Origin of the sequence: Streptomyces sp. NPDC127092 (genome assembly GCF_042722475.1) — a bacterium.
GTDB lineage: Bacteria > Actinomycetota > Actinomycetes > Streptomycetales > Streptomycetaceae > Streptomyces.
Genome location: NZ_JBHXFE010000294.1, coordinates 1 through 1,267 on the forward strand (window position 1 = coordinate 1; position 1,267 = coordinate 1,267).

The following is a 1,267-nucleotide window of genomic DNA, read 5'->3' on the forward strand; positions in this document are numbered from 1 at the left end:
CGGGGGGCGTCAGCGCGAACGCTGGCGCAGACGCTGCAGGTCCAGGATGACCACGGCGCGGTTCTCCAGGCGGATCCAGCCGCGCTGAACGAACTCGGCCAGGGCCTTGTTCACGGTCTCGCGGGACGCGCCCACCAGCTGGGCGAGCTCCTCCTGCGTGAGGTCGTGCGCCACCAGCAGGCCGTCCGCGGCCGGGCGGCCGAAGCGGTCCGCGAGGTCCAGGAGCGCCTTGGCCACGCGGCCCGGCACGTCCGAGAACACCAGGTCCGCCAGGGATTCGTTGGTCTTGGACAGGCGCTGGGCCAGGGCCTGGAGCAGCTGGACCGACACGTCCGGCGACGAGGCGATGGCGCGGCGCAGGTTCTCGTGGCGCAGACCGGCCAGGCGCGTGGCGGAGACCGCGGTGGCGGTGGCGTTGCGCGGGGCGGGGTTGAACAGGGCCATCTCGCCGAAGATCTCGCCGGGGCCGAGCACGGCCACGAGGTTCTCGCGGCCGTCCGAAGCGGTGCGGCCGAGCTTTATCTTGCCGGACATGATCACGTACAGCTGATCGCCCTGGTCGCCCTCGTGGAACGCGGACGCGCCGCGGGAGAGCTCCACCTCGGTCAGCTCCGAGGTGAGGATGGCGAACACCTCGTCGTCCAGGTTGGTGAACAGCGGAGCCTTCCGCAGAACCTCGAGATCCATGTGTGCGTGTCCTCTCTGTGGCCAGTTCCTCACACCGCGGCGGAGGAGCCGCCCGGTTCACTGGCGTCCATTGTGCCCCATACCCCCGCGCGGGCCGATACCCTGGATCCTCCACCGGGCGCGCGGGCGGTCCCCGTGCGTGGCCGGTGCCGTCGCATCCGAAGGAGGTCGCCCATGCCGCTGGGTCTGACGTGGCTGGACGTCCTGCTCATCGTCGCGCTCGCGATGCTCCTGGTCCAGGGCCACCGTCGCGGCCTGTGGGTGGTGCTGGGCAACCTCGTCGGCCTGGTCGGCGGTGCCGCGATCGCGTTCTACGCCCTGCCGGAGGTGGCGGAGTTCGTCACCGCGCCGCAGTGGCGGTGGGCCGCGCTGATCGCCACCCTCGTCCTGCTCGTGGCGGCGGGCCAGTACGTGGGCGCCGCCATCGGCGAGGCGATCCGGCTGCGCGTGAACCTGCCGGCCCTGCGACTCGTCGACCGCCTGCTCGGCGCGCTCGCCGCCGGTCTCGCGGGCGCCCTCGTCCTTGGGCTCGTGGCGTTCTCCAGCGCGGCCTCCGGCTCCGCCGCGGTCACCCGTGAGG

General features: G+C 72.5%; 2 protein-coding genes. One reads left to right on the plus strand and one right to left on the minus strand.

The genetic code is table 11. From position 1 onward, the window contains the following. Window positions 1-9 precede the first annotated feature (9 nt). Window positions 10-687, minus strand: a complete 678-nt coding sequence (locus ACFWJO_RS39805) for a Crp/Fnr family transcriptional regulator (RefSeq protein ID WP_002854021.1) — start codon at window positions 685-687, stop codon at window positions 10-12. Between the two features lie 174 nt (window positions 688-861). Between ACFWJO_RS39805 and ACFWJO_RS39810 the strand changes: the two genes are divergently transcribed. Then, window positions 862-1,267, plus strand: a 406-nt coding sequence (locus ACFWJO_RS39810; RefSeq protein WP_386873193.1) for a CvpA family protein, incomplete at its 3' end; no start/stop codon positions are given.

What these genes read in the sequence shown, in the direction of transcription:
- ACFWJO_RS39805 (WP_002854021.1), bottom strand. Translation starts at nt 687, where the DNA reads ATGGATCTCGAGGTTCTGCGGAAGGCTCCGCTGTTCACCAACCTGGAC.